This window comes from Polynucleobacter sp. MG-28-Ekke-A2 (genome assembly GCF_035012985.1).
Lineage (GTDB): Bacteria > Pseudomonadota > Gammaproteobacteria > Burkholderiales > Burkholderiaceae > Polynucleobacter.
Window position 1 is genome coordinate 1 of sequence record NZ_JAYGQU010000021.1, and the last position, 20,376, is coordinate 20,376.

22 protein-coding genes and 1 pseudogene are annotated in these 20,376 nt (G+C 44.1%); 2 read left to right on the plus strand and 21 right to left on the minus strand.

Features of this window, described 5'->3' with window-relative positions; translation table 11 throughout:
* On the minus strand, nucleotides 1–451 hold a 451-nt coding region (locus tag VC188_RS10105; protein WP_323483871.1), incomplete at its 3' end, for an IS110 family transposase.
* An 81-nt stretch (nucleotides 452–532) separates the two neighbouring features.
* Between VC188_RS10105 and VC188_RS10110 the strand changes: the two are divergent.
* Nucleotides 533–835, plus strand: a pseudogene (locus VC188_RS10110) (integrase core domain-containing protein); the annotation flags it as partial.
* On the opposite strand, the gene VC188_RS10115 reads toward VC188_RS10110, so the two are convergent.
* The 20 genes from VC188_RS10115 to VC188_RS10210 all read right to left on the minus strand — a co-directional run bounded on the left by VC188_RS10115 (nucleotide 814) and on the right by VC188_RS10210 (nucleotide 19,176).
* Nucleotides 814–1,248 carry a hypothetical protein gene (locus VC188_RS10115; protein WP_323483872.1) on the minus strand — a complete coding sequence of 145 codons (435 nt, stop codon included), beginning with the start codon at nucleotides 1,246–1,248 and terminating at the stop codon, nucleotides 814–816. The pseudogene VC188_RS10110 and the gene VC188_RS10115 sit on opposite strands and share 22 nt — an antisense overlap.
* A 4-nt stretch (nucleotides 1,249–1,252) precedes the next feature.
* Nucleotides 1,253–1,873, minus strand: a complete 621-nt coding sequence (ureG, locus tag VC188_RS10120) for an urease accessory protein UreG (RefSeq protein ID WP_323483873.1) — start codon at nucleotides 1,871–1,873, stop codon at nucleotides 1,253–1,255.
* Between the two features lie 12 nt (nucleotides 1,874–1,885).
* Complete coding sequence (locus VC188_RS10125; protein ID WP_323483899.1) at nucleotides 1,886–2,578, minus strand: urease accessory protein UreF; 693 nt, start codon at nucleotides 2,576–2,578, stop codon at nucleotides 1,886–1,888.
* Nucleotides 2,568–3,140: an urease accessory protein UreE gene (ureE, locus tag VC188_RS10130; RefSeq protein WP_323483874.1), complete on the minus strand. Its 573-nt coding sequence runs from the start codon at nucleotides 3,138–3,140 to the stop codon at nucleotides 2,568–2,570. Before ureE ends, VC188_RS10125 begins: the two co-directional genes overlap by 11 nt.
* Before the next feature lie 8 nt (nucleotides 3,141–3,148).
* Complete coding sequence (gene ureC, locus VC188_RS10135) at nucleotides 3,149–4,852, minus strand: urease subunit alpha (protein WP_323483875.1); 1,704 nt, start codon at nucleotides 4,850–4,852, stop codon at nucleotides 3,149–3,151.
* On the minus strand, nucleotides 4,852–5,190 hold the full coding sequence (locus VC188_RS10140; RefSeq protein ID WP_323483876.1) for an urease subunit beta: 339 nt from the start codon (nucleotides 5,188–5,190) through the stop codon (nucleotides 4,852–4,854). The genes ureC and VC188_RS10140 overlap by 1 nt, the downstream gene beginning before the upstream one ends.
* Complete coding sequence (locus VC188_RS10145; protein WP_323483877.1) at nucleotides 5,187–5,816, minus strand: HupE/UreJ family protein; 630 nt, start codon at nucleotides 5,814–5,816, stop codon at nucleotides 5,187–5,189. Before VC188_RS10145 ends, VC188_RS10140 begins: the two co-directional genes overlap by 4 nt.
* An 11-nt stretch (nucleotides 5,817–5,827) precedes the next feature.
* Nucleotides 5,828–6,130, minus strand: a complete 303-nt coding sequence (locus VC188_RS10150) for an urease subunit gamma (RefSeq protein ID WP_323483878.1) — start codon at nucleotides 6,128–6,130, stop codon at nucleotides 5,828–5,830.
* A 21-nt stretch (nucleotides 6,131–6,151) separates the two neighbouring features.
* Nucleotides 6,152–7,027: an urease accessory protein UreD gene (locus tag VC188_RS10155; protein WP_323483879.1), complete on the minus strand. Its 876-nt coding sequence runs from the start codon at nucleotides 7,025–7,027 to the stop codon at nucleotides 6,152–6,154.
* A gap of 36 nt (nucleotides 7,028–7,063) precedes the next feature.
* Nucleotides 7,064–7,756: an urea ABC transporter ATP-binding subunit UrtE gene (gene urtE / locus VC188_RS10160; RefSeq protein ID WP_323483880.1), complete on the minus strand. Its 693-nt coding sequence runs from the start codon at nucleotides 7,754–7,756 to the stop codon at nucleotides 7,064–7,066.
* Between the two features lie 2 nt (nucleotides 7,757–7,758).
* Nucleotides 7,759–8,556 (minus strand): urea ABC transporter ATP-binding protein UrtD, encoded by a 798-nt coding sequence (urtD, locus tag VC188_RS10165; protein ID WP_323483881.1) that lies wholly within the window; start codon nucleotides 8,554–8,556, stop codon nucleotides 7,759–7,761.
* On the minus strand, nucleotides 8,553–9,695 hold the full coding sequence (gene urtC, locus VC188_RS10170) for an urea ABC transporter permease subunit UrtC (protein ID WP_323483882.1): 1,143 nt from the start codon (nucleotides 9,693–9,695) through the stop codon (nucleotides 8,553–8,555). Before urtC ends, urtD begins: the two co-directional genes overlap by 4 nt.
* Nucleotides 9,695–11,278 carry an urea ABC transporter permease subunit UrtB gene (gene urtB / locus VC188_RS10175; protein WP_323483883.1) on the minus strand — a complete coding sequence of 528 codons (1,584 nt, stop codon included), beginning with the start codon at nucleotides 11,276–11,278 and terminating at the stop codon, nucleotides 9,695–9,697. The genes urtC and urtB overlap by 1 nt, the downstream gene beginning before the upstream one ends.
* Nucleotides 11,279–11,330: 52 nt before the next feature.
* Complete coding sequence (gene urtA, locus VC188_RS10180) at nucleotides 11,331–12,590, minus strand: urea ABC transporter substrate-binding protein (protein WP_323483884.1); 1,260 nt, start codon at nucleotides 12,588–12,590, stop codon at nucleotides 11,331–11,333.
* A gap of 232 nt (nucleotides 12,591–12,822) precedes the next feature.
* On the minus strand, nucleotides 12,823–14,169 hold the full coding sequence (locus VC188_RS10185) for a hypothetical protein (protein ID WP_323483885.1): 1,347 nt from the start codon (nucleotides 14,167–14,169) through the stop codon (nucleotides 12,823–12,825).
* A gap of 140 nt (nucleotides 14,170–14,309) precedes the next feature.
* Entirely contained in the window at nucleotides 14,310–15,464 is a 1,155-nt protein-coding gene (locus VC188_RS10190) for a YecA family protein (protein WP_323483886.1), read from the minus strand.
* Between the two features lie 967 nt (nucleotides 15,465–16,431).
* On the minus strand, nucleotides 16,432–17,367 hold the full coding sequence (locus VC188_RS10195) for a formylglycine-generating enzyme family protein (RefSeq protein ID WP_323483887.1): 936 nt from the start codon (nucleotides 17,365–17,367) through the stop codon (nucleotides 16,432–16,434).
* Nucleotides 17,368–17,699: 332 nt separating this feature from the next.
* On the minus strand, nucleotides 17,700–18,212 hold the full coding sequence (locus tag VC188_RS10200; RefSeq protein ID WP_323483888.1) for a hypothetical protein: 513 nt from the start codon (nucleotides 18,210–18,212) through the stop codon (nucleotides 17,700–17,702).
* Between the two features lie 32 nt (nucleotides 18,213–18,244).
* Nucleotides 18,245–18,736: a peptidoglycan-associated lipoprotein Pal gene (pal, locus tag VC188_RS10205; protein ID WP_280757121.1), complete on the minus strand. Its 492-nt coding sequence runs from the start codon at nucleotides 18,734–18,736 to the stop codon at nucleotides 18,245–18,247.
* An 86-nt stretch (nucleotides 18,737–18,822) separates the two neighbouring features.
* Nucleotides 18,823–19,176 (minus strand): hypothetical protein, encoded by a 354-nt coding sequence (locus VC188_RS10210; RefSeq protein WP_071467724.1) that lies wholly within the window; start codon nucleotides 19,174–19,176, stop codon nucleotides 18,823–18,825.
* Between the two features lie 74 nt (nucleotides 19,177–19,250).
* On the opposite strand from VC188_RS10210, the gene VC188_RS10215 reads away from it, so the two are divergent.
* The gene (locus VC188_RS10215; protein WP_323483889.1) at nucleotides 19,251–20,375 is read left to right on the plus strand and encodes an HPP family protein; all 1,125 of its coding nucleotides are present in this window, start codon (nucleotides 19,251–19,253) and stop codon (nucleotides 20,373–20,375) included.
* Nucleotide 20,376 lies beyond the last annotated feature (1 nt).

Here is a 20,376-nt window from a genome sequence, read left to right on the forward strand (position 1 = left end):
TCAAGGTCACTTGATAGTAGGTTTTAGATAACTCTTGGAGATCATGATGCCCTGCAATTAATGGGTCAACATAACGTTGAATAATCCCTTGCTTAAGCAGCTCTAAAAGCACTGCAGCATCCTTGGGATCATTTTTATCCCAGGAGTTGAACATCACCTCCCGATACCGGGCGCTCGCTACCGAGGAAATAAAACAGACTTCAAACCCCGCCGCTACCAAGCGATGCCCTAATGCGCGGTGGTAATTGCCGGTTGCCTCAAACCCAATAATGCAAGGCGGCGGTAAGCTCTTTAGAAAAGCAATAAAACGATCATGATCGGCAGCAGAATTAGCCATCCGAAAATGCTGCCTTTTACCCGCCTTGGTCTCGCTTAACACGGCATTAAAGTCCTTGGCAATATCGATTGCAATCCATGCCCCAAAGGGTTTATTGTTTAAGTGGTCAGCCATAGCAATACTCCTTATTGATGATCTCGCAATCACCAGCATGGCTTAAATTGCTGCGGCTGACTACCATTCTGCATGTACTATGGCCCAGAATTTATTGCGAAAGAGCTGCGTAGTTGGTTATCTGGCATTGGAGTAAAGACAGCCTACATTGAACCGGGCAGCCCTTGGGAGAATGGCTTTTGTGAAAGCTTTAACGGCACCTTTAGAGACAATCTTTTGGATGGGGAGATCTTCTATAGCTTAAAAGAAGCCCAGATCATCGTGGGGGAGTGGGTTAAGCATTACAACCATGTCAGGCCGCATAGCGCTTTAGGTTACAGACCACCAGCACCCCAAACCCAAGTACCCCAAATAATACAAAATCAACCCATGTTGCTGCAATGATTTACTATAGAAAAACTCTCTTTGGTAGTGGACCTAAATTGACAGCAGTTCACATGGGGATCGCTAATATGTAACTCTTGCTTAACAACGTAATAAAGATTGTCAAAACCACTCGATTGTGGCGTTAGATTTCCATTTGGAGACCGATATAAACCGTTGATAGCGATTCCAAAACCATTTAGAGGCTCAATGCCGATACCTGCTGAAGCAACATTTCCAGAATCAGTATTGGTATTCCCAGCACCAATATTGGCCGTTCTTCCTACTACAGCATGCACCTCATTTGCAGCATAGGGATCCTCCACGACAATAGTTGGCGGAAAATACCTATTCCCCGCAACACCATGAGCCATCGCAAAAGGACCAATAAAAAATCCAATAAAGCCAATACAGATGTAGAGGGAAATACTCATGAAACTAATGCTTGAGCAATCCCCTAGTTTCGATAAACTCAATAATTGAGTTGAGTCCTTGACCAGATTTCACGCTACCCATAATGAAGGGTCGATCACCGCGCATTTTTTTAGCATCTGATTCCATAATCGGCAAAGAGGCTCCTACATATGGAGCTAAATCAGTCTTATTGATAACCAATAAATCAGAACGTGTAATGCCGGGTCCCCCTTTGCGAGGAATCTTCTCGCCACCTGCTACATCGATGACGTAGATAGTAAGATCAGAAAGTTCAGGGCTAAAGGTTGCTGCCAAATTATCTCCGCCAGACTCAATAAAAATAATATCTACATCTGGAAACTGCTTTTGCATGCGGTCAACCGCTTCTAAATTGATGGATGCATCCTCGCGAATGGCGGTATGTGGACAGCCACCAGTCTCAACACCCATAATTCTTTCGGGTTCCAGCGCTTCTGCAACAGTGAGTAAGCGCTGATCTTCTTTAGTGTAAATATCGTTCGTAATTACAACTAAGTCATACTGATCACGCATTGCTTTACATAGCATTTCGAGTAAGGTCGTCTTACCGGATCCAACAGGACCTCCAATACCAACACGAAGTGGGGGATTCTTTTTAGTTCTCATGATGCCTTTTATTTACGAACGGAATAATCGGGAGTACTGCGTCTCATGCCTTGAAGACAGGATCGCCAACATAGGTGAAAAATTATCAATCATGGATAAATCAGATTTAGCTCTTTCTTTCGCTTCAGCAACCATTTGAGGAACGAGTAAGCGAATTTTAGTGAGGGCCTGTTGCCCCGCTACTTGCCCCAAAGGAATTGCTTTGAGCGAAGCTGCTACTTGGTTTTCGATCCAAGAAAAGGCATAGGCAGCCAAGCCATTTTGCGCCTGAATCTTTAAATGAAATGAAGCGTAAGTATGGGCTGTCAGCAAAGATAAAGGTTTCATGCTGACAAGTTGCTCGACAGATTCTCCACCCCAACCAAGTGATTGAGCGATTTGCAGAAGTGACCAACCCATTTGCTCAGTCTCCGCTCGAAGCTCTTGTGTTTCTCTACTGGCTAAGAAGTAGTCATTGAGATCTTTCACTGTTTTCTGATCGCTATCAGACCACGCTTGATAACTTAATAGCCATAGAGGCGCCTCTGAGCGAGCAAAGACCCCAAGAAAGACATCTTTAATCCAACCCTCAGCTGAAGCAGCATCTTTTACCAAGCCAGAATCGATAGCAGCTTCAAGACCTTGAGAATAGCTATACCCGCCGATAGGTAAAGCAGGCGAAGCCAACTGCATTAATGCAGTGATTTCGTTAAGGTCAATGGTCATGGGAATGATTACACCCAGGCCCATGAACATGTGGATGCTCATGATCGGCATACACTTTTTGCGCTAAGGCATAGTCACTATCAAATGTCTCAGCATGACTATGGCGATGACCTCCGCCATAAGCGCCCGTCTCCGGCTCAAAAGAGGCATGTTCTTTTTTTAACTCAAGGCCCAACTGCAAAATCATCCCCTCCAATACTGAATCAGGTTCAATTCTCAAAAAACCTTCGCCCACTTGAACTGGGATATGCCGATTACCTAAATGGTAAGCCGCCCTCATCAGGAGATTGGGATCTATAGATGCAATTGTCACCACTTCTTGATCAGCCGCCGCAATGCGAATCATAGATCCATCATCTGCTATCACAATATCGCCATCCACCAAGACATTACCTCTAGGCAAAAAGAACAAGGCCTGACGACCATCTGATAAGACCTCAGAAAAACGACTTTTATTGCGAATTTCGAAGGGCAACTTAAGCTCAATCGCTCGAGCTAAGACGGCCTTAGCCAAACCCTGGCCTCGGGAAATAATCTTTTCAATGCGTAATGGTTCAGACATAGATCTTCTTAAAATAGGAAATAGCGTTGAGCCATTGGCAATACCTTTGCTGGCTCACAGGTAAGTAACTCACCATTCGCGATCACTTGGTAAGTTTCTGGATCTACTGTGATGTGTGGCTGCCAGTCGTTATGCACCATATCAGCCTTGGTAATGGAGCGGCAGTTTCGGACCGCTTCTACCTGCTTCTCCAAACCAAATTTCTCACGAATATTCGCTTGCATACCCGCTTGAGAAATAAAGGTTAATGAACTATGACGGATACCCTGTCCAATACCAGCAAACATATTGCGGTAATGCACTGGCTGCGGTGTTGGAATAGAAGCATTGGGATCTCCCATGGCTGCTGCTGCGATAGAACCCCCTTTGAGGATTAATGAGGGCTTCACACCAAAGAAGGCTGGCTTCCAAAATACCAAGTCTGCATACTTGCCCACTGCAATCGATCCAACTACATGCGATATTCCATGGGTGACTGCAGGATTAATAGTGTATTTAGAGATATAACGCTTAACCCTGAAGTTGTCATGACGATTACTATCGCCAGGCAATAAGCCCCGTTGGGCTTTCATCTTGTCAGCGGTTTGCCAAGTACGAATGATCACCTCACCAACGCGACCCATGGCTTGAGAATCGGATGACAACATTGAGAAAGCACCCAAATCATGCAAAATATCTTCGGCAGCAATCGTTTCTCTACGAATACGCGATTCAGCAAAAGCAATATCTTCAGCAATCGATGCATCTAAGTGATGACACACCATCAACATATCCAAATGCTCATCCAAGGTATTGACTGTGAATGGCCTGGTGGGATTGGTAGATGAAGGCAGTACATTTGACTCACCACAAGCACGAATAATGTCCGGGGCATGACCACCGCCCGCACCTTCAGTATGGTAAGTATGAATAGTGCGCCCCTTAAAAGCAGCCAGGGTCGTTTCAACAAAGCCAGACTCGTTTAAGGTATCCGTATGAATCGCTACCTGAGTATCGGTTTCATCAGCAACACTCAAACAGCAATCAATCGCTGCGGGGGTTGTACCCCAATCTTCATGCAACTTCAGACCAATAGCGCCAGCATTCACTTGCTCTCGTAAGGCCGCTGGCAAACTTGCATTGCCTTTACCAAGGAGCCCAATATTCATCGGATAGGCATCAATAGATTGCAGCATGCGCTCAATGTGCCAAGGCCCTGGAGTGCACGTAGTTGCAAAAGTTCCCGTTGCTGGACCAGTGCCTCCACCAATCATGGTGGTGACGCCGGACATTAAGGCCTCTTCAATTTGTTGAGGGCAGATGAAATGAATATGAGTATCAATTCCACCAGCGGTGACAATCATCCCCTCTCCAGCAATAATTTCAGTACCAGGCCCAATGACGGAGGTAATACCAGGTTGTATATCGGGGTTGCCTGCTTTACCAATATCCGAAATCCGTCCATTCTTAATCGAGATGTCGGCTTTCACAATGCCCCAGTGATCGATGATCACAGCATTGGTAATTACAGTATCGGCACAGTCCTTTGACTCACGTTGGCTTTGACCCATACCATCACGAATCACTTTACCGCCACCAAACTTGACCTCCTCACCATAAGTGGTGAAGTCTTTCTCAATCTCGATCATTAAGCCAGTGTCAGCGAGCCTTAAACGATCTCCCACAGTTGGGCCGAACATTTCAGCATAGGCGAGACGACTAATCTTAGCCATTACACACCTCCCATGACGCGACCAGCAAATCCATAAATCTTTTTATCACCAGCTACTTCTACAAGCTCAACCGTTCTCTTTTGCCCTGGCTCAAAGCGCACCGCTGTGCCAGCAACGATATTGAGACGATAGCCTTTAGTTTTCTCACGCTCAAATAAAAGTGCGTCATTGACTTCATAAAAATGAAAATGGGAGCCAATCTGAACAGGTCTATCTCCGCTATTAGAAACCTCAATAGTGAGCGTCTGACGTCCTATATTGAATTCAATATCCCCCGGCTCAATGAACATTTGCCCTGGAATAAATCGTGAACTATTCGCACTAGATGAAGAGCTCATAGAGAAGCCCCTCCAATGACTGCCAAAGAAAGATGTCCTACGAGGCCTAAGCCATAAATCAAACTGACGATGCCAGCTCCCTTAGCAAAAAGTTTGGTCTTTTGTTTGAGAGCTCCTACTAATAGCGCCCCAGCAAGATGTAATGCGCCAGTAGCCAATACCAATCCAGCCATGTCCTGAGCTACTAAAGCAAAGCCTAAATGGACTTGAGAAAACAACTGGGCATGCGCAAACCCATGGAAGAGTCCAAACATGGTGAGCAAAGTCAGGATCCATTTAGTCGAGTACTGCTTTTTCGTTAAGAGCAGCGTACCAATTCCAATGACTGAAGCAGCGATACCGAATTCAAAGAATTGGAGGGGCGCTCCTAACATTCCAGCAAAGACACCCATCATCATTCCCAATAAAAAGGCCAGGGGCCCTACCCAAATTTGCTTGAGCACAAACGCACTCCAAAAACCCACCAACAAAATGACAAGCAAATGATCCAACCCGCTAAAGGGATGCAAGATACCCGACATAAAACTGATACTCGTTTCATGACCCGGATGTGCATAAACCATGCTTGATGACATAAGAAAACAGAGTGCGCCTAGAAACTGAGTAGTGTTTTTATTTAATTTCATGATTTTCTCTCTTACACAATCGGGTTGTGGACAGTGACCAACTTGGTTCCATCTGGAAACGTCGCTTCGACCTGAATATCAGGAATCATTTCAGGGATCCCTTCCATCACTTCGGCGCGACTTAAAATTGTTTGACCCTCATGCATGAGTTGCGCTACGGTTTTACCATCCCGCGCACCCTCCATGATCGCAGCACTAATTAAGGCGACTGCCTCTGGATAGTTCAACTTCAAGCCCCTGGCCTTACGTCTCTCAGCGAGCAATGCAGCAGTAAAAATAAGGAGCTTATCTTTTTCGCGTGGCGTTAATTCCATATCTAACCCTTATATCAATTCTTACGATGCCCACAAGCGCAATGGTTGTGCGGGAACCCCATGCACCAGTGGTCTCAATGTAGACCACATATCTATCATCCAATTTCTCGTCAACTCAATATCATTTGAGACCGCCCTTACCAGCAATACCCCTTGCGGAAGGTAAGTAATCCCAGCTCTTAAAGAATCCGTCCACGGCATCATGGTCGAAATTGATTCGGCAAGAGCACTTGAGCAAGCAGGTCCTACTGCCCACAAGGTAGAAAATACCGGCCAAGACCCAATTTGCGGCAAGGACTTGTAATACCTATCCTCTGCATCGATTTGTCCATTTTCAATCCACAATAATTTACCGTCACGATAAATTTGATTGCGCATATGGACTCGACCTTTACTCCACTCTTCACCGGATGCATGACGACCTAACATCGCTGCGTCCCACCCAATAAAAGAAGAACTACTTTGTAAGTTAAGCTTAGTGAGGATCTTTGCATCCGCACCTTTAAAAAAGAGATTTTCTTGTGGAAGCCAATCTAGTTTGGCATCTTTCGCTAAATCAAACTCAATTTCTTGTGCAGCTGGATTCTTAAAAGACTTGTACCACTTCGTTGCACTTGGCGTAGAAAGCACTACATGACTGGCTGCACCCAAGCCAACTTTAATATCCAATCGATCTCCACCAGCAATTCCAGCTGGTGGATGAAGAATGACGGTATGACAAATCTCTTCGCCCTCAGGATATAGCGCCTTTTGTACCCGCAGAGGTCCTTCGTGAAGGCTGCGCTTAAGAACCGTACCAATATCGGAATGCTCATACCGAAGGTTAAGGCTAGCTAACCAGCTCGGACTTAAAGACCGAATGAGCTGTTTTACTGCGTTATCTGGAGCCAAGAGCATTTAGGAAGACCATCAAGATGAATACGTATATCCACTTTAAACTGAAATCATCTCCTGGACGCCATTTGCATCCATATCTGCCCCATTACCTCGAGCCACAATTTCTCCACGGCGCATTACTAGGTAATTATCTGAGAGGGCTTTAGCAAAATCATAGTACTGCTCTACCAAAAGCACGGTAATCCCCATCTCATCGACCAATCGACGCAAACAACGGCCAATGTCCTGAATGATAGAAGGCTGAATCCCTTCCGTTGGCTCATCTAGGATGATGAGCTCTGGTTGGGACATTAAGGCACGCCCAATTGCCAACTGTTGTTGTTGCCCACCCGAAAGATCGCCACCACGACGAGATTTCATATCCGACAAGATCGGGAATAAGTCATAGATATAAAGGGGGATAGATTTAGAGCTAGAAAATTTAGCGGCGCCAATCAGTAAATTTTCTTCTACGGATAAGCGGGGGAAAATTTCGCGACCTTGTGGAACATAAGCAAAGCCCGCATCTACTCGAGACCATGGCGGAAGATTTGCTAACTCATGCTCATCCCAAGCAATCGAACCAGTCTTGACTTTGACAACGCCCATGAGTGATTTGAGTAAGGTGGTTTTACCAACACCATTTCGGCCAAGCAATGTGGTGAGCTGCCCCTTAGGAACTTCAAAACTCATATTGCGCAATATATGACTGCCACCATAGTACTGATTTAAATCTTTAACGATCAACATAATTAGCGTCCTAAGTAGGATTCAATGACGCGCTCATCTCGCTGTACTTGATCGAGCGTTCCTTCAGCCAACACCGATCCTTCTGCCAGGACGGTAACCTTACCTTTATCACCAGCCAATGCGGCCACAAACTCCATGTCATGTTCCACCACTACCATCGAGCATTGTCCCCGTAAGGAATTGAGCAACTCAGCTAAGCGCATAGTTTCTTCATCGGTCATACCGGCAACCGGCTCATCCAGTAACAAGAGTTTTGGTTGCTGCATTAAAAGCATGCCGATTTCTAGGCGCTGCTTTTGCCCATGCGATAAGAGACCAGCATCACGATAGGCTTCAGACTCTAACTGCGTCAGCGCCAATACGGCCTCCATCAAGCGACGCCCTTCAAGATCTACTTTAGCTACCAAAGAGTGATGCCAAGTCTTATCGCCAGCCATTGCAAGCTCTAAGTTCTCCCATACAGGGTGATGCTCAAAGACTGTTGGCTTCTGAAACTTACGCCCAACACCGATTTGCGCAATTTGTGGCTCATTCATGGTCATCAGATCAATCGTCGAACCTAAATAGACAGAGCCTTCAATCTCAGCAATGTTCGAGCGCGTCTTACCGGTGATCACGTCCATCAAGGTAGTCTTACCTGCGCCATTGGGCCCAATGACACAACGCAGCTCACCCACATCAATCGTCAGCGAGAGATCGTTAATTGCTCTGAAGCCATCAAAATTCACCGTCAGACCTTCAACATACAGAATTCCGGTATGGCTAGTATCAATTCCTTTTTCTAGAAAGTGCGCGCTCATTTCTCGCCTCCTTTCTTACCAAAGATTTGGTGATAAACACCCAGTAAGCCATTTGGCAAAAATAAAGTGGTCAACACAAACATGAGACCTAAGAAAAATAACCAATACTCAGCAAAGTTTGCAGTGAAAAAGCTTTTAGCCCCGCTAACTGCAAAGGCACCAATAATGGGTCCGAGCAAAGTACCACGTCCACCAACAGCAACCCAGATCACCATCTCAATAGAATTGGTTGGTGACATCTCGCCCGGATTAATAATACCGACCTGAGGAACAAATAAAGCGCCTGCAATGGCACAAAGCACAGCAGATAAAACCCAGATAAATAATTTGAAACCCAGTGGGTTATAGCCACAGAACATGAGGCGCGATTCAGCATCACGAACAGCGGTAATCACGCGACCCATTTTGGAAGTAATCACAGCGCGACAGAGCAAGAAGCTACTGACCAATATCATGAAAGTAATCAAGAATAAGGTTACGCGAGTGCTCGGTGCACTAATGGAGTAACCCAAGATACGCTTGAAATCAGTAAAGCCGTTATTACCACCAAAACCCGTTTCGTTACGGAAAAATAGAAGCATGGCAGCGTAAGTTAACGCTTGGGTAATGATCGAAAAATAGACGCCTTTAATTCTAGAGCGGAAAGCAAAGTAACCAAACACCCATGAGATCAAGCCTGGAATCAAAATCAACATTAAGAGCATCCACCAAAAATACTCACTACCCTTCCAGAACCAGGGCAACTCTTTCCAATCTAAAAAGACCATAAAGTCAGGTAATGCACTTTTATATACGCCTTCGGCCCCGATTTGACGCATCAAATACATACCCATGATGTAACCGCCAATAGCAAAGAATAATCCGTGACCTAAGCTCAATATTCCACAATAGCCCCAGACTAAATCCAGCGCTAAGGCTGCAATCGCAAAACACATAATCTTGCCGATCAACGTTAGTGCATAAGCAGACATGTAAAACATACTTGTCTCAGGAACTAGCAACGAGAAGATGGGCACACCAATGAGTACACATAGAGTCAGCGCTGCTAATGCAATATAAGCACGCTTACTGAGAATGGATTCCCGCTCAGGAATCTGCAAACTAAAGCTAGTAGAGGGAGCAAGTTTTCGAATATCCATTAGTCCACACTCCTTCCCTTGAGGGCAAAGAGACCTTGAGGACGTCTTTGGATAAAGATGATGATAACTACGAGGATAGCAATCTTTGCTAATACCGCGCCAATAAATGGCTCCAACAACTTACTTGCAATACCCAGACCAAATGCGCCATAAATTGTTCCCGCCAATTGACCGACACCGCCAAGCACTACCACCATAAATGAGTCAACAATATAACTCTGACCTAAGTCTGGTCCAACGTTACCAATTTGGGAGAGCGCTACGCCGCCAAGACCTGCAATACCAGCGCCAAAAGCAAAGGCATACATATCCACGCGAACAGTTTTAACGCCCACGCAGGCTGCCATCGTGCGATTCTGTGTCACCGCTCTAACGAAGAGTCCCAAACGCGTTTTATTCAATACCAGCCAAGTCACAATCACCACTGCAATGGCGAATCCAAAAATAATGATGCGGTTATAAGGCACAACCAAATTTGGCAACACTTGCATCGCACCAGACATCCATACTGGATTTGCAACCTCAACGTTTTGTGCGCCAAAAATAGTTCTCGTTAACTGAATCATTAATAGACTGACACCAAAGGTAGCTAATAAGGTTTCAAGTGGACGTCCATATAAAAATTTAATGACCGTTCTCTCAATCAAGATGCCCACTAAGGCAGCAGTAATAAAGGCGACTGGTAAAGCAAATAATAGATACCAATCCACATATGCCGGAGCATATTGTCTAAAGAAGCCCTGCACAACATAGGTTGCATAGGCTCCTACCATTAGGAACTCACCATGCGCCATATTGATCACACCGATGAGCCCATAAGTAATCGCTAAGCCTAATGCACACAAGAGCAAAACGCTGCCGTAACTCAAGCCCGCAATCATATTGCCGAGGATCTCGCCACTAAACTCCGATTTCTTAATTTTGGCTAATGCTTTTTCTGCAGCCTCTTGGACTGGCCCACCCTCTTTTGCTAAAGGTGCCAACAAGGCAGCAACTTGTGGATCCCCACTATCGCCCAAGAGCTCAATCGCTTTTAACTTTGCTTCCTGGTTATCCGATTGCAGCGCTAAGAGTGCCCATAGTTTTTCCACTTTAGGCTTGAGGACTGGGTCCTTTTCAGAAGCCATGAGTTTTTCAACTAGTGGCAAAGTATCTAACTCAGGATCTTTAATCAAAGCATCCACTGCTTTGGTACGAATCGCTGCATCGCTTGAAGCTAGCTGTAAGCCGAGTAATGCATTGTCTACTTTGCCACGCATTAGGTTATTTAGAACCACCTCTTGCAACTCTTCTGGCTTTACAGAAACTGCCTGTCCAGTTAGCGCATCAATATATTGATCATTTTTTTGCATGATCACACCTTGAGGAGACAAAAATAATGTCTCAGAACTCATTGCCTGCAAAATTTCTAAAGCTTCAGGACTTCCTTCTTTAGATAAGAACTGAACTGCCTTTAACTTGGCATCAAAGTTTTCACCAAAGATGGGTTTTAAATCGCTCGCAGTCATCTTGCCCATAGCGAGACTACAGCACAGAGCCAATAAGACTGATAAAAGCAATTTAGATAAATGGGGGTATTTCATAAATATTTTTGAAAGCCCTCCCCCGACTGGGAGAGGGAATTTCTATGGAGAATTACTGCACTGAATCAGGCTTACCTGCATTACCGTCGATATACGGGCTCCAAGGTTTAGCCGGAATAGCTGTTGGAGTTTTGTAGATCACATTGAACTGACCGTCAGCCTTGATTTCGCCAATCATGACTGGCTTAGACAAGTGATGATTGGCACCCATGACTTCAACATATCCACTTGGAGTATTGAGTTTTTGGCCAATCATTGCCTTACGAACAGCATCAACATCAGTTGTACCGGCTTTCTCAACAGCGGCTTTCCACATCAAGATACCAGTACGGCTGGCTTCCATCGGGTCATCTGTCAAAGGCTTGCTAGCACCAGGCAACTTCTTCGCTACTGAGTAAGCAGCCCATTCTTTTTTCCATGCATCATTCACTGGATTTTTCACTGACATGAAATAGTTCCATGCAGCTAATTGACCAACGAGTGGCTTGGTGTCAACACCACGTAACTCTTCTTCGCCCACAGAGAAGGCAACCACTGGAACATCTTTAGCCTTCAAGCCTGCGTTGCCCAATTCTTTGTAGAAAGGAACGTTTGAGTCACCGTTAATCGTTGAAACAACTGCAGTCTTACCGCCTTGTGAGAACTTCTTAATATTGGCAACAATCGTTTGATAGTCAGAGTGGCCAAATGGTGTGTAAGTCTCTTGAATATCCTCATCTTTAACGCCTTTAGATTTCAAGAATGCGCGCAAGATTTTGTTTGTTGTACGTGGGTATACATAGTCAGTACCCAAGAGAACCCAGCGCTTAGCACCGCCGCCCTCTTTGCTCATCAAATACTCGACTGCTGGAATAGCTTGTTGATTTGGAGCTGCGCCTGTGTAGAACACATTGCGTGACATTTCTTCGCCTTCATATTGCACTGGATAGAAGAGCAATCCATTCAACTCTTCAAATACTGGCAATACGGATTTACGAGATACTGAAGTCCAACATCCGAACACAACTGCAACTTTATCTTTAGTGAGCATCTGTCGCGCTTTTTCAGCGAACAATGGCCAATTAGAGGCGGGATCCACTACCACTGGCTCTAGTTGACGACCTAAAACGCCGCCGCTTTTGTTGATCTGGTCAATGATCATCAAATCCATATCTTTGAGTGATGTTTCAGAAATAGCCATCGTTCCTGATAGGGAATGTAAGATACCTACCTTGATAGGCTCTTTGCTTTGAGCCATAGCCAAATGGCTTAAGCCAGTAAAGCTTAAAGCTGCTGCTAAAGCGGATAACTTCAAAATCGATCTACGTTTCATATATCACCTCTTGAGTAAATTAGTCATGTGGGCCCTGGTACTGAATGCCTGTGACCATTAGAGGATGTTTCATATTGGTGCAAATAGGAATAATCACCAGAAACGTGCTGATGCACCAAAAAGGGACATCGAAATTACGTAGGCGCACACAAAAGAGGCGCAACCCACTTCAATCCATTGGTCGCGAGAGTTCTCGATCGCAAGCGTTACTTAAAGTAACGCCTGTCCAAACCTAGGCTACCCGCAGTTCTCGTTCAGCCCTTTTCTTGCTAGGATAGTTATCAGCAGCTCGACTATCTGCCTCAATAAGCTTTCTAGTCGTAGCTCCGCGTAATTGCTCAATAGCCTGTATTACTTGTAAGTGACTATAGTGCCGCTCAATCATTAAGACGCTAGTACCCATTTGTTTGGCTAAGGTATGTATTGGCACCATATCGTGAGTAAGTGCTAGCGTGGCATAGGTATGGCGTAGGCTATAGAACACCCGCTTTTGATTAGTCTTGGGATCTATTAACAAACTATGGTCCGCTAAGAAACCGTCAAACATATGATTAAGTACGTCACTTAAATCTCTACCTTCTTTGGTTCTAAAGATGTAGTCATCATTGGTGGGCTTAATGAGTTCAGCCAATGGATCTTTAATTGAGCTAGCCACTCCATAGTTTCGCAGGGCAATACGCTCCAAGACTCTAATGCTAGGTAATCGTCCAATAATCTGCCTTTGCCCTGTTTTACCTTTTACCGTCATCTCACAACTACGGTTAAGGCTATGGACCTCAATAACTTCACCTTCTTCATCCAACTGGTCTGTGGCTGTACTAATAGGATTCATCATGAAACGGATTTGCTTCCATTTCATATCTAAGAGTTCAATGCCTGGTCTTGCTCCTGTATCAACCAGCATCTCTACATAGTCCCGTAGAATCTCCCTGCGTTCACACACGTCCTTGGTTCTGCCGGATTCTATGTATGGACCCAGTAGCTTAAGTAACGCTCGCAATTCATGCAATTCAAATGCTGGGCGACGAACGCTCTCTTTAGTCTTACCATCTAGCTTAGGGCGATTACTCTCCGTTAAGTAACCCCGAACAATGGCCTCATCAAACACTCTGTTAAAGGCTGCATTTTGAGTCTTACGATTACTGTTAGATAGTGCCAAGCCATACTTGGCTTCTCGGTCATCGTAATACTGCTGTAAGGCGTCGTAGTCGATATTAGTAATAAGTCTTTGCCCAAGACTGGGAATGAAATGCTCATTAATAATACGGATATAGTCCTTGTAGATTGACTTACCCAAGCCACCCTTTAAATCTCGCTCCATCCTATCTATAGCCAGCATCGCGATATCTTTAAAGCGTTTAGTAACCACTGGGATACCAGAGCGCTTACGAATCTCTGCTTCTACTAATAGTTCTTTAGCTTTATTGACAGCTAAATCAAGCTGAGTTTCTTTTGTAGTAGCACGTATCCACTTGTTATCCACTTTATAGCGACATTGCCATACGGCGCTATGCTCGCGCAGGTAGAGGGTTAGGTTACGGTGTATGAGTTGATGTGTACTTTCTTTTTTAATTGCCATACATATACTTTAGCTTCATAGCTCCAGCTAGGGCAACCAAGTTGGCTGAATTATTCAGGTCAATTTAGCCAAAAGAAAGTGTGGCTAATTGTGGTGGTTAATGGAGAGTTTGTGAGGATGAGCGTTACTTTAAGTAACGCTCAGCGCTGCTCAGGAAACTCTAGTGGGATATTAGTCCTTTGCATGCACCCTTCACCGATTCTGGTTAAAAGTCCCTCGGGATCAAAGGAGTGTCTTGTTTGTTTCGCTTTAAATCCCATTGCCCATATCGCACTTTTTCCTACTGGCAAATCTTTGTTAATGTACCAAGGAGCGCAGTCATTGTAGAAAAGAATACCTATAGCTGGAAAACCATTTTTCCATTCCATTTCTTGGCATTTATCCCACAATGCCCTAAGCTTTTCACCTATGTCTTTAGCATCTTGCTGAGAACTTAAGTGCATTGGGATATTTAACTCAATAAATACCAATAATGGCTCGGCCGTATCCTTATTTAGAGCATCTATTAATAATTTTCTAACGTCAGAATAGTCATCGGAAATTGTATCCTTTGGTGACCCCTTAAAGCCCATCAAACCGTTTCGACGTTTACTCTTTGCTTCAACAGCTAGAGTGATGCCTGTCTCTCGATTTTTAGCAAAGAACTCTGGGTGTTTCCCAGGGCCAACTTCAGGTGAGTAATCAAGAACATAACCGGCTGCGAGCATCATTCCTGCTACCGCAACCTCAAATCTTGCTCCTTGAAAACTTACCTCATCCCTTAATCTTTTTAATATCTTTTTTCTTAATTCCGAGTTCTGTCTAATTAGATATAAATCGTATGCAAGCCTGATCCAAGAATGGGCACCTCCATCACGAGATCCAATTAACCCTTTTTCATCTCTAGAAGTATTTTGTTGGGAAGCAATCATAGAATTTCTCCAGTGCATTATGGGATGTCTATCCTGTACATCTAGAGCTATTTGAGAATTACCCCACCCAGCCCCCAACTCATCACATAAAAAATGGTTAAGGAAGTCAGGGAACACTTTCCACTCTGGAGAGTAATTTAATTTATTTCCAGTCGCTACAACTCTTTGCCCATTAAATTCCACGCTGATTATTTCTTTTACACCTCCATGCTTTTCCTTATGCATAAACTGTTTCGAATAATGCTCTTCTATTTGCGAGATTATTTCTGGGGGTAATGGCCGTGGATATGGAGTCAATACTTCATTACCTTTGAATTGACCATGACAGCGTTTAAATTTCTTTCCGCTACCACATGAACAAATTGAATTGCGTCCCTGTTTCATAACTCAACTCTATACTGAAAAGACAAAACCCCCACCATTGCTGATGAGGGTTTGCTTTTCTGGTGGGCCCACCAGGACTTGAACCTGGGACCAAAGGATTCCGGTTTGTGTTGCTTTCACAACTCCCTGGACTATGCCTTCATCATATTGATTGCTCAACTTAGATGGGTGCCGTCTAGTCTCTACACCTTCAAAGTATTTCTACTAAGCTTGGCTCGGCGTTAGCGTATTCATTACTGAACTTAGCTTTCTCCGAATTTGACACCATCCCTTATGCAGTTTCCACGCATAAGGCACAACTTTCGCTATGAGTCCTCTGCTCTAACCAACTGAGCTATGGGCCCTAAATCGTTACATTCACTACACACCTTTTGAGGGGTGCTTTACTTCTTAAAACCACATAAAAACCGCATTTACTACACACCTCGGTTTTTGCTCCGGTGTGTAAGCGGTGTGTAAGCAATTTTATATGTCTTAACCACCACTAACCTCTTGAATCTATTGAGGTCTTTGCGACAAGACCCCTAGGGCTTCTTTCTTATGAGAGCAGATATCCAAAGAAAACCATTAGGATTTCAAGAGCTTACGTTGCCTAAATATCGGTGTGTGAGTATTTGTGTGACTAGATTAACTAGACTACAAGAAATGCTAGCGCACTCTTTGGTTTTCAAAACCAAAGGATTTTGGAAAAACCATCTAACACTTCGTTGCTCCAAAGTAGTTTTTGGATGAATTTAGTAGGTGTTACTTTAGATAAGGCTTAAGAGGTTCGCCCCACCATAGGCAAACTTTGTGCGCAGAACTTTCCTGGGTGTCTGTATGGGGTTGATTTGGTTGAGTTATTTTGACCCACCCAAGGAGTACATTTGAGTTTGGCGGCCTAGCGAGGATTTGACTGACACAAGGATGACGACTCCTTATGGTGATTGGGGCACCCTATGCATGAAACGTCCTTTTAAAGGACGTTTCATTCCTCCAACACTAAGCGCATCCCCTGCAATATATATCTTGAGTCTGGTGTATTCACATTTCTAAAAGAGGACCTGCAGTACAAAGGCCATGTGTGCCATGATCCGCCACGCCTGACTTTTGCTTCGCCGTCTTTGGGCCCTTGTGGATCAATCGTTGGTGATTCTTGATAATAATTTTCTGCATACCAATCAGAGCACCACTCCCATACGTTACCAATCATGTCATATAGGCCAAATGGGTTAGGAAGAAATCTACCAACAGGCGCCGCAAATTCATAATGACTGTAATGGTCAAGAGCATATTGTTGCCATTGCGACCAAATCCTTGCGGTATCCAAATCAAATACTTTTGCATGTGAGAAAAGTGAACTTGGATTGTCACCAGTAAAGTATCTACTACTCGTTCTAGCTCTACAGGCATATTCCCACTCAGCTTCTGTTGGCAATCGATACCTCTTGCCCTCTTTTTCACTTAACCACCCAGCCATAGCATTAGCGTCATTCCAAGTAATGTTCACTACCGGAAAATCATCCTCTTGAGTAAATCCAGTTTTATCCCACGCATAACGGCTATTGCGGCCTTCAAAAACTTCGTCGTTTATGGTTTTTGTGTTGACATCAAGTGGATTAAATCCATAACCCCCAGTACCATCTCGGATCGATTCAGGCATATATCCTGAATTGACTAAAAATAACTCAAACTGACCAACGGTAACTGGATACCGGCCCATCAAAAATGGCTTGGAAATTATGACCTTATGTAAGGGGCTCTCATCATCAAATGCTGAGAGTCGCGCAGAATCATACTGAGGGAAATCTTTTCTCAGAGAATCCTCCGACTCGTTACTACCCATCAAAAAACTTCCAGCAGGAATACGAGCAAAGCTCATTCCAATATGATTATTTTTCAGTTCAACTGAGTCTATATTCATAATCGACCTCTACGCCCAAAACCAAAATCCTCGTCTGACTTTTTAGCATCGACATCAGCGCCTATGGCCCGCATCGGTTTTTGGCATTGCGGGCACGTAATTCCATCCCACTCATCTAAATACTCGCTAGAGTGACAGACCCTACAAGATAGATCACCGAGATAGTAACTTGATAGACTCAAAGGATCGGTGACCTTATATTCCGCAACATCCTTACATTGGCGACAAATCATGGGCACACTTAAGTAGCTACCAGTTCTTTCTCTACCAATTGAGCAGATACAGTCAAACTTACAAGAGGGGCAAACAAATCTATATCTAGAGCCCATGAGTTAACCTCCCTGGTAAGTCTTCATGGCTTGAGCCCACTTGTCGTTGGTATAGTGCAATCGCATTTGCCTCTCTTGATTAGCAACACCAATCGTGATTCGTTTATTAACTAGATCGTTATAAACATCATCTACTTTAGAGTTGTAATACTCATAAACTGCGACTAATTCTGGCTTTGGCAGCTCTTTAGCAATTGAACGGCATTGCATAGTTGCTTCCTTGAATTTTTTCAGCTCAACAGCCTGCTCATCGCTGATGAAGTCGGCTGAATTGAATAACTTGTTCGCATTTGGGTTGTTAGCCGAAATAACAATAATGTTGGCATCAACATATTTCGCATCATCTGTTTTATTGACCCCCGCTACACAGGCAGACATTTTTTTCTGAACGGTCTTAACTTGCTCTTGAATCTCAGCCTTGTTCTCTGGTGTTAACTCAGTGCCGCTAGGCTTGTTATTTGCACAGCCTGCCAACACCAAAGTTGAAAGACAAACTACTCTAAAAAAGTTTTTCATAATGATTTCCAAATAATGGATTGTGTGAATATTTAGTGATAAACGATGTCAGCTCGACGGTTTTCTCCGTAAGCTACTTCGGTTTGTGCTGGATTTTCAGGTTTCTCTTTGCCAAAGCTCACGGCCTCTAATTGAGATTCGCTAACGCCTTGACTCACTAAAGCCCTTTTAATGGCTTCAGATCGTCGTTGCCCAAGTGCCAAGTTATATTCAGCAGTTCCGCGGTCATCGGTATTCCCCTGAATAATCACCGAGGCTTTTTGCTTTTGAAATGCCTTCAAGTAAGAGGCATGCGCTGAAATAGTGGATGCATATTTTGGATCAATAGCATAGCTATCAAACACAAAATAGATTGAACGTTTGCCATAAACACTAGACTTTGGATCGCCAATTGGATCGTAGGTCATGGAGCCACCAGCATTTACAGTGGCGACGCTATTGACATCATCTAATTTGACGCTACTACAGGCAGAAATGAGCCCGATAAGGGAAATGGCGAATAATAATTTGTATAACTTTGACATTGCAGAAATTCCCAAAATATCTGAAAGCAGGTTCAGATAAAAACAATTTCGATGGGGAATAATCAAAGCCCCACCCCCTATAGAAATTAGAGGGTGTGTTTTGGGGGTTTAAATGCAGAGTCTGGGATATTGTCGAAATACAGTCTATCACCTCGCATGCCGTAAGCAATAACTGACTCAGCTTGAGCTGGTATGAGAATTTGAGTATCACTCACGTTGGCGGTAACATGGTACATCACATACATGGCGCTTACAGGCTGCTTGTCGTCAGTAGAATCTTGTTGGGTCAAGGCATGCTCAGCACCCAAACTCGAACAACTATTAACCTGGAGGTGGGCTCTTTCCACCGCACTCTGAATAAAAATGTTCCCAGCTGCCGCCCTGAATGCGATCAGTAAAAGGCATAAGCCAATAATGAGGGTCTTTTTACTTAAAACCATGTACGCGATTCTATACCCGCAAGGAATATGGATAATGCTTCATATATTACCCTCTCACCTCAATTTTGGATGAAATGAAACCGATTTGGCAATTCTTCAATAAAAATCAAATACCTGTGCCATCTTCCGAACACTGGCGATCTGCAATTGGAGGAGTGATTGGCGGGGCATTTGTGGCCTTTCTCGGTAAATTTATTGGTGAATTTACCCAAGTTAATGATTGGGCTATGGCCTCGCTTGGGGCCAGCGCACTACTTATCTTTGTGCTCCCCTCAAGCCCTATGGCTCAGCCCAAAGCAGTAATAGGTGGCAATTTAGTTGCCGCAATTGTTGGTGTGACATGCGCTAGTTGGATCCCAGACCCTAGGATTGGTATACCCGTTGCGATTGGCGTCTCAATACTAGGAATGCTTTTTCTCAACTGCCTCCATGCCCCGGCTGCAGCAACCGCCTTAAGCGCTGTTCTCGGTCATATTATTAGCTACAGATTCGCATTGTTTCCAGTTTTGATAGATTCCTTATTGCTAGTCATAGCAGGTGTTGCCTACAACAGGGCCACTGGAAAGACATACCCACATCAGGTGCCAATCACCACAAAATTATCTGCGGGTGATGACGGAAATAGCAAAGAAATTAATGAAGTCTTAGCAAGGTACAAAGAATTCATCGACATCAATCCAGGAGACTTGGCAAATATTATTCGCGATGTTGAATTTCATGCATACCAACGAAAATTAAGATCTATTCTTTGCTCTACTATTATGAGCTCTCCTGCTACTTATGTTGAATTAGCAACGCCTTTGGAAGAGGCCTGGATAAAACTAAGAAAAAACCATATTAAATCACTACCAGTGGTTGATAAAAATCATCAAGTGGTTGGAATTGTCACCTTAGAGGATTTTTTAAAGTATGCGGCAGTTAATTTTGACAAAACTTTTGGACAACGCCTTATAGGATTAATGCGTCACAGTTTTAGCAGGGCATCAGTTAAGCCATCCGACACCCACCCAAATGCAGTCCAGCAAATCATGCAAAAAAATATTCAGGTGATTAGTGCAAACTGTAATGCACTTGATTTAGTTGCGATTTTTGAAGGTGCTGGTCATCATCACCTTCCAGTTACTAACAAACATCACGAATTAGTGGGCGTAATAACCCAGGCAGATTTTGTCAGGGCAATTCATGGTTCTATCAAATAAA

Excerpts from the sequence above, each read along its gene's own strand:
- ureC (WP_323483875.1), bottom strand. The coding sequence starts at position 4,852 with ATGGCTAAGATTAGTCGTCTCGCCTATGCTGAAATGTTCGGCCCAACT.
- VC188_RS10140 (WP_323483876.1), bottom strand. The coding sequence starts at position 5,190 with ATGAGCTCTTCATCTAGTGCGAATAGTTCACGATTTATTCCAGGGCAA.
- urtB (WP_323483883.1), bottom strand. The coding sequence starts at position 11,278 with ATGAAATACCCCCATTTATCTAAATTGCTTTTATCAGTCTTATTGGCT.
- ureG (WP_323483873.1), bottom strand. The coding sequence starts at position 1,873 with ATGAGAACTAAAAAGAATCCCCCACTTCGTGTTGGTATTGGAGGTCCT.
- pal (WP_280757121.1), bottom strand. The coding sequence starts at position 18,736 with ATGTCAAAGTTATACAAATTATTATTCGCCATTTCCCTTATCGGGCTC.
- VC188_RS10190 (WP_323483886.1), bottom strand. The coding sequence starts at position 15,464 with ATGAAACAGGGACGCAATTCAATTTGTTCATGTGGTAGCGGAAAGAAA.
- VC188_RS10195 (WP_323483887.1), bottom strand. The coding sequence starts at position 17,367 with ATGAATATAGACTCAGTTGAACTGAAAAATAATCATATTGGAATGAGC.
- VC188_RS10185 (WP_323483885.1), bottom strand. The coding sequence starts at position 14,169 with ATGGCAATTAAAAAAGAAAGTACACATCAACTCATACACCGTAACCTA.
- VC188_RS10215 (WP_323483889.1), top strand. The coding sequence starts at position 19,251 with ATGAAACCGATTTGGCAATTCTTCAATAAAAATCAAATACCTGTGCCA.
- VC188_RS10150 (WP_323483878.1), bottom strand. The coding sequence starts at position 6,130 with ATGGAATTAACGCCACGCGAAAAAGATAAGCTCCTTATTTTTACTGCT.
- urtC (WP_323483882.1), bottom strand. The coding sequence starts at position 9,695 with ATGGATATTCGAAAACTTGCTCCCTCTACTAGCTTTAGTTTGCAGATT.
- urtA (WP_323483884.1), bottom strand. The coding sequence starts at position 12,590 with ATGAAACGTAGATCGATTTTGAAGTTATCCGCTTTAGCAGCAGCTTTA.
- VC188_RS10115 (WP_323483872.1), bottom strand. The coding sequence starts at position 1,248 with ATGAGTATTTCCCTCTACATCTGTATTGGCTTTATTGGATTTTTTATT.
- VC188_RS10155 (WP_323483879.1), bottom strand. The coding sequence starts at position 7,027 with ATGCTCTTGGCTCCAGATAACGCAGTAAAACAGCTCATTCGGTCTTTA.
- urtE (WP_323483880.1), bottom strand. The coding sequence starts at position 7,756 with ATGTTGATCGTTAAAGATTTAAATCAGTACTATGGTGGCAGTCATATA.
- urtD (WP_323483881.1), bottom strand. The coding sequence starts at position 8,556 with ATGAGCGCGCACTTTCTAGAAAAAGGAATTGATACTAGCCATACCGGA.
- VC188_RS10210 (WP_071467724.1), bottom strand. The coding sequence starts at position 19,176 with ATGGTTTTAAGTAAAAAGACCCTCATTATTGGCTTATGCCTTTTACTG.
- VC188_RS10200 (WP_323483888.1), bottom strand. The coding sequence starts at position 18,212 with ATGAAAAACTTTTTTAGAGTAGTTTGTCTTTCAACTTTGGTGTTGGCA.
- VC188_RS10145 (WP_323483877.1), bottom strand. The coding sequence starts at position 5,816 with ATGAAATTAAATAAAAACACTACTCAGTTTCTAGGCGCACTCTGTTTT.
- VC188_RS10125 (WP_323483899.1), bottom strand. The coding sequence starts at position 2,578 with ATGACCATTGACCTTAACGAAATCACTGCATTAATGCAGTTGGCTTCG.
- ureE (WP_323483874.1), bottom strand. The coding sequence starts at position 3,140 with ATGTCTGAACCATTACGCATTGAAAAGATTATTTCCCGAGGCCAGGGT.